This window comes from Candidatus Anoxymicrobium japonicum (assembly GCA_002843005.1).
GTDB classification, from domain to species: domain Bacteria; phylum Actinomycetota; class Geothermincolia; order Fen-727; family Anoxymicrobiaceae; genus Anoxymicrobium; species Anoxymicrobium japonicum.
On the sequence record PHEX01000009.1, the window covers coordinates 1 to 7,020 of the forward strand.

General features: G+C 58.6%; 5 protein-coding genes. 4 read left to right on the forward strand and 1 reads right to left on the reverse strand.

Annotated features, from left to right (window positions below):
* Positions 1 to 178 precede the first annotated feature (178 nt).
* The 4 genes from CVT63_01585 to CVT63_01600 all read left to right on the forward strand — a co-directional run bounded on the left by CVT63_01585 (position 179) and on the right by CVT63_01600 (position 5,875).
* Positions 179 to 1,603 carry a V-type ATP synthase subunit B gene (locus tag CVT63_01585; protein PKQ28631.1) on the forward strand — a complete coding sequence of 475 codons (1,425 nt, stop codon included), beginning with the start codon at positions 179 to 181 and terminating at the stop codon, positions 1,601 to 1,603.
* Between the two features lie 25 nt (positions 1,604 to 1,628).
* Positions 1,629 to 2,297 (forward strand): V-type ATP synthase subunit D, encoded by a 669-nt coding sequence (locus CVT63_01590; GenBank protein PKQ28632.1) that lies wholly within the window; start codon positions 1,629 to 1,631, stop codon positions 2,295 to 2,297.
* Positions 2,298 to 2,377: 80 nt separating this feature from the next.
* A complete protein-coding gene (gene murA, locus CVT63_01595; protein PKQ28633.1) occupies positions 2,378 to 3,637 on the forward strand; it encodes a UDP-N-acetylglucosamine 1-carboxyvinyltransferase in 1,260 nt (419 codons plus the stop codon).
* Between the two features lie 6 nt (positions 3,638 to 3,643).
* A complete protein-coding gene (locus CVT63_01600) occupies positions 3,644 to 5,875 on the forward strand; it encodes a hypothetical protein (GenBank protein ID PKQ28634.1) in 2,232 nt (743 codons plus the stop codon).
* Here CVT63_01600 and CVT63_01605 read toward each other — a convergent pair.
* Entirely contained in the window at positions 5,859 to 6,815 is a 957-nt protein-coding gene (locus tag CVT63_01605; GenBank protein ID PKQ28635.1) for an ABC transporter, read from the reverse strand. The genes CVT63_01600 and CVT63_01605 overlap by 17 nt on opposite strands.
* Between the last annotated feature and the right edge of the window lie 205 nt (positions 6,816 to 7,020).

The following is a 7,020-nucleotide window of genomic DNA, read 5'->3' on the forward strand; positions in this document are numbered from 1 at the left end:
CTCGCTTTGCTGGGGGAAAAGGCATAATGGGGTCAAACCAAAATATGCGGGAAGAGGGGGCGCTCGGGGTGTCTTCTTCGCCCTCCGCTCGCGGACTCGGACGTCGGTCGAAGAAAACACCCCTCGCTTTGCTGGGGGGAAGGGGAGAAGACCCCTGATCTGATTAGGAGAGGAAAAAATGATCCGAGACAGGTTGGTTCAAGCGGAATATAAGACCATCGGAGATATCGCCGGCCCTCTGGTGTTTGTAAGAAAAGTACGAGGGGTTTTGTTTGGGGAGATGGCCGAGATAAAGCTGGCTGATGGCACTGTGCGCAAAGGCCAGGTCATCGAGCTCAACGGGGATCTTGCCATTGTGCAGGTATTCGGGACGACGCACGGCATGGACGTGCGGAACTGCACTGTCCGTTTTCAGGGGGAAGTCATCAAGCTCGGCGTTTCGGTTGGGATGCTGGGAAGGATCCTTAACGGCCTGGGCGAGCCTATCGACGGGGGCGGCAGGATTTTCCCCGAGCAAGAGATCGAGGTAGGTGGCGCGCCTATCAATCCATATACGCGCGACAATCCCAGGGACTTCATCCAGACGGGAATCAGCGCTATCGATGGCCTGAACACCCTGGTGCGCGGACAGAAGCTCCCGATTTTCGGTGGTTCCGGCCTGCCGGGCAACGAGGTCGCGGCCCAGATAGTCAAGAACGCCACTGTCAAGAGCGGCGAGGAGTTCGCCATCGTGTTTGGCGCTATGGGCATCACACGCCGCGAGGCCTCGTTCTTCCAGCGCTCTTTCGCCGAGACGGGCGCGCTGGAGAGGGTTTGCTTCTTCATGAACCTCGCTGAAGATCCGACGGTGGAGCGCATCATCACCCCGAGATGCGCGCTCACGACAGCCGAATTTCTCGCGTTCGAGTACGACATGCAGGTTCTCGTTATTCTGACTGACATGACTAACTACTGCGAGGCGCTACGGGAGATCTCCGCCGCCCGCGAAGAGGTGCCGGGCAGACGTGGTTACCCGGGCTACATGTATACCGACCTTGCGAGCATTTATGAGAGGGCGGGAAGGATCAAGGGCAAGAAGGGCTCCATTACTCAGGTGCCTATTCTGACTATGCCTGACGACGACATCACGCATCCGATAGCCGACCTCACCGGTTACATCACCGAGGGGCAGATCGTCCTCTCGAGAGACCTGCACCGCAAGGGCGTGTTCCCCCCGATTGAAGTTCTGCCGTGCCTGTCTCGCCTCATGAACCAGGGAATTGGAGATGGAAAGACGAGGGGCGATCACAGGGGGGTCGCGGATCAGTTGTACGCGTTTTATGCCGAGGGCACAGACCTTCGCAGACTGGTGGCTATCATCGGGGAAGAGGCGCTATCCGAGAACGACAGGCTCTACCTCAAGTTCGCGGACGAGTTCGAGGATCAGTTCATCAACCAGAGCGACGAGAACCGCGACATCGAGGAGACATTGGAAATCGGCTGGAACCTCCTGTCGATGCTGCCAGCGACCGAACTCAAGAGGCTCAAGCTCGAGTACATCGAGCAGTATTACCCGGGCGATGCAAAAAAAGAGCCCGACTCCATAACGCAAAAAGGGGTCTGACCCCTTTTTGCATTGAGGAAGGCAGATGGCTGAAAAAGTAAACCCGACCAGAAGTGAACTGCTGTATCGAAGGCAGCAGATCAAGCTTGCCGAGCAGGGAATGGATCTTCTCAAAAAAAAGCGCGACGCGCTCCTGCGTGAGTTTCTGCCTATTATCGATGAGACCATGAAGCTGTCACTGCGGCTCGAGCGCGCGACGGCGGACGCTCAGCAGTCGCTTGCGCTTACCCAGGCTATTGAGGGAAAGACTGTAGTCAAGTCGGTGTCTTTTGCGACCAAGGGCGAAGTGCTGGTTGATATTTTTGGAACTCACGTCATGGGGGTTCCGATTCCCGTAATCCGAAAGTCTGAGACCGCTGTCAAGACGGAGTTGGGGCGCGGATACTCGATCACCGGCGTGGGCGCCCGAATCGACTCGACCGCCGGCAAGTTCGAGGAGATCATTGATGTCATGATCCAGAGCGCGGATATCGAGACCAGGTTGCGGCGACTCGGCGAAGAACTCCAGAAGACAAACCGCCGTGTCAACGCTCTGGAGAGCTTTGTCATCCCCGAGCTCCAGGCGCAGGTCAAGTTCATCTTCAGCGCGCTCGACGAACGCGCCCGCGAGGATCACTTCCGTCTCAAGAAGGTAAAAAAGAAAATCATCGAGCGTCAGACGGCGAATAGGGGTCTGGCAACGTCTACCGCGTAGCGGTAGACGGTGCCTGACCCCTGACCCAAAACGCATAATTTGGTTTGACCCCATTATGCGTTTTTACGGAAGGTTCTGTTTTGGAGAAGTTCGTCATAGAAGGCGGGCGACGGCTCGAAGGCTCGATCGGGGTCGGTGGCGCTAAGAACTCGGCGCTCAAGCTGATGGCCGCCTCGATAATGGCTGAGAGCGCTTCGCGCATCTATAACGTGCCTGACATCGCCGACGTCCATGTCATGGGCGAGGTGCTCCGCAACATCGGACTCGGCGTTGCCTTCGCGGATGGCGTCCTGGAGATATCCCCGGCGACGGCGCCTAACCTCGAAGCGCCATATCACCTGGTGCGGCTTCTGCGCGCGGCGGTTGACGTTCTGGGGCCTCTGCTTGCCAGGCACGGTCGCGCTCGCGTGGCTATGCCCGGCGGGTGCAATATCGGCGCCCGCCAGATCGACATGCACTTCAAGGGCTTGACGCAGTTGGGCGCGCGCCTCGGCGTGTCACACGGTTACGTGGAAGGCGAGGCTGAGCGATTGAAGGGGACGCGTGTTCGCCTGGATTTCGCGAGTGTCGGGGCGACCGAGAATATCTTGATGGCGGCGTGTCTCGCCGATGGCCGCACCGTTATCGAGAACGCCGCGCGCGAGCCCGAGATTGTTGACCTTGCGCGTTTCCTCACAGGCATGGGCGCGCGCATAGAGGGCGCCGGCGACTTGACTATTCTGGTCGACGGTGTTGACTCCCTCCAGGGAACCGAGCACCACGTCATCGGGGACAGGATCGAAGCGGGGACGTTCCTGATCGCGGGAGCGGTGACCGGAGGCGATGTCACTGTGACCGGCGCGGAACCCTCACACCTGGGCATTGTGCTGGAAAAGATGCGCGAGGCGGGTTGTCTGGTGGATTTGTCAGGCAAAGAGATGAGGGTAAGCGTCCCGGGCGACATCACCGCTATTGAAATATCCACATTGACCTATCCCGGCTTTCCGACAGATCTCCAACCCCAGATGCTTGCCCTGCTCTCGACCGCCGTGGGCACATCTTTCATCACTGAAAACATATTTGAAAACCGTTTCATGGTGGTGGACGAGTTCAACCGGTTAGGCGCCGACATAAAAATCAGGGAACACCACGCGATAGTAACAGGTGTCGAGCGGTTGAGCGGGGCCCCTGTCGTATCCACAGACCTTCGCGCCGGCGCCGGCCTGGTGCTGGGCGGGCTGATGGCGGACGGCGTCACGGAGGTCTGCGACATTCAGTATATCGATCGCGGCTACGAGTCCTTCGAGCGCAAGCTGGTTTTCCTTGGCGCGAAGATACAGCGCGTGCCCTCCGGGGAGTGAGCTTTAGTGCCCCATCCCATAATTTTCCGCGTTCTGGTCGGACTCACGGTAGTCCTGGTTCTTGTCTCCCTCATTGGCGGGTACGCGACGGCCGCGCCTCCGCCCGGCGGCAAGGTGGTTGTCCTTGTCATCGACAGGATAGGCGCCGCGGATATCACTTTAGAGACAACCCCTTTCCTGGATGCACTTGCTTCTGAGTGGTCATCCGCGCTCATGACAACTCACACCGCGGAGCGCGAGACGGGCAATGAGCCGGACGTGGGGGCGGAGTATGTATCGCTGGGGGCGGGAGTTCGTTCGCGAGGATCACGGATCGCCGGACTCTCGTTCGACGCCGGAGAACTCCTGGCAGGGGGCGCTCTCGCCGCCAGCCGTTATTTCAAGGAGAGAACAGGCGCCGACGCGCCGGATGGCGCCGTCGTATGCCCTGGCATTTCCAGCGTGATAAGAAACAATGAGGATGCCGGCAACGCTGAGAACGTCGGCCTTCTCTCGTCAACGCTCGCAGCAGGAGGGAAACGCGTTTCGGTCGCTGGAAACGCCGACGCGGGTCGGAGCGTGACAAGACTGGCCCCAATGATCGCCTGCAACGATCAGGGAATCGTGCCACGGGGTCGCGTCGAAGGCTTCATGACCACCTCCATGCCTGTGCGTGGTGGATATGAAACAGACATGGCACACCTCATGGCGGTGTCAGAGAAACTGCTTGAAAATTCAGATGTCCTTGTCATCGACACTGGCGACACGGGCCGCCTCGATCGGATGAGCGCCAACATGGATCCTGATGTTCTCGCGCGCGCCAGACGCGCCGCGCTTTCCAGGGCGGACATGTTCGCGCGGGGCTTCGCGGGTTTGATAGACATGAACAGCTCCTTGCTTTTAGTCGTTTCCCCCGGCGCGACGAGGGAAGCCAGGTTGAACGGCGACTATGCGACACCTTTCATTGCCTCAGGGAAAGGTTTTCGAAAAGGGTTGCTCAAATCCAGTGGCACGGCGAGGCCGGGAATAGTGAACAACACCGACTTCCTGCCGACGATCCTCGACTTTTTCGGGATCGGCGCTCCGTCAAAGGTGATCGGCGCGGTGATGAAGACCGCCGAAAAGGCGCCGGCCGGAAAGACCAACCTCGCTTATATTCAGAATCTCGACAGGCAATTTGGCGTTACCAGAAAGGCCCGCTGGTTTGTGATACCGGGGTTTCTGATCGGCATGACGCTGTTCTTTCTGTTGGGCCTGTTCTACCTGCTTTTCCCGGGCGGCGCCAGGTGGGACGAACCGCTTGCGCGATTCCTGAAACCGGCGTCTGTCGTCGTCGCGGCGGCACCTCTCTCGTTCCTTCTCATCTCGGCTTTTTCATATAACAGCGCGCTTTTCGCGATTATCTTCTGCGCGCTCTACGCGCTGGCCGCGGGTCTCGGCGCGTATTTTCTCACGCGCAAGAACGAACGGCTGGATCCTGTCACGCTAGTATGTCTCTTCTCCGCCTCGGTGATGGTTGTGGATCTTTTCTTTGGCGGCGGGTTCTTCGTCTTTCCGCTTCTGGGCTCCAGCTCGCTCGATGGGATGAGGTTTTTTGGCATGAACAACGCGGCGTGCGGGATGATGATCGCCTACGCCCTCTGGGGCATAGCCGGTCTTGCGGGCGACGTGATCAAAAACTCCCGACGGACGCGCTTAGCCGTCCTCGCAGGGCTCGCAACCGTCTCTTTTGTTGTCGGGAACGGTAGGCTCGGGGCCAACCTGGGAGGGTTCATCGCCGCCGCCGCGACCGCGCTGATTTTCTTTTTTGCCGTTTCACCTTCCGGTTTCAAAGGCTGGCGAGTTCCCGCTGTCGCGCTCGGCACTCTGGCGGCGACATCCACCATGGTTCTCGTTGACGCCCTTTTCATCCATACGCACGCGGGTCATGCCATCGCGGGTGGAACCAGAAGAGTCTTTCCGATGGTGAACCGCAAGGTATTCATCCTGTTCAGTCAGATAGATAGCGTTCTCTACCCAGCGCTTTTGCTGGTAGTTCTCATGGTCGCGCTCTCTCTATGGATGAAGCGACCGTCCTCGATCTGGCAGGAGCGCTGGAAGAGCGACACCGCGTGGACCGGCGCGCTCTTCGCCATCGCGACAGGCAGCGTGGTCGCGCTCCTGTTCAACGATACTGGGCTCGCCATGATGGGGACGATGGTGATGATCACCGCACCGGTGGCGATATATCACCTTGTGCGAACTACTCCTGCTTGCTGAACTGCCAGATGGCGATGAAGAGCATAACGACACTGAACCCGATGACCACCAGGAGATCCAGCCACAGGGGGTATCTTTGAGCCTGAAGCTTCATTTGCGTGGAACCGGCGGAAAGCGCGCTCTTGAGCTGAGGCGTCATCTGCGCCAGCGCCTTCTGTGGGATTTTACTTAAGACGCTCGGCGCGGCGCCGGTCACGTTTGTGCCACGCAAAGCCACGCCACGGAGCATGTCCACCCCGTACGACAACGGATTTATCTTTGTCAGCAAGTTCATCCACCACGGCAGCCCCTGCAACGGAAACATCGCGCCCGAGAGGAAGAAGAGCGGCATCAGCAGGAAGTTCATGATTATCGGGAACCCCTCCATCGATTTCATGTTTGAGGCTACCGCGACGCCGAGCGAAGTCAACCCGATCGCCAGCAGCAACGTCAGGGGTATCAGGGCAAGTCCTTTCCATAACGTGTCGAGGTTGAATCCGTACATGAACGGAAAGAACATGAGAATAAGCAGGATTATGCCCTGTATCATCGCTTGGCTGGCGCCGCCGATGATCTTGCCGAAGGCAATGCTCGAGTGTGGCACAGGCGAGACGAGTATCTCTTTCAAGAAACCGAACTCCCTGTCCCACAGGATTGAGATAGCGGAGAACACTGACGTGAAAAGTATTGTCATTCCGAGGATGCCCGGGAACATGAATTTGACATACTTCGCGTGGCCCCCGCCGAAGATATTGAACGCGGCCTGCAGGCCCGTGCCGAGAAGAAACAGGTAAATCAGCGGCTGGACGAAGGCGCCAATTCTTCGTGGCGTGTCCCTCCAGAATCGTTTGAGATCGCGGAGCCACACGATGTACAGGCCCGTGAACGCGCGCCCGGCGCCGGCGCGGAGCGGGCGACCCTCGATCTCTGATTGTGCCTGGCCTTTCGTCGCTTGCTTCACGCGGTTATCTCCTGACTCCGGGCATCATCATCCGCAAATTGGCGATGTTGTTTTTGGCGCCTTCTTCTCGTATCTCCTTGCCGGTGAGCTGGAGGAACACGTCATCAGCAGATGGGCCTGGAGCGCTTCCTGGGGACGATTTCGGCGACTATCTTCCTGTCATCCTGGTATACCTTCGCCACCCTGTGCCCCTTCAGTCCAAGGG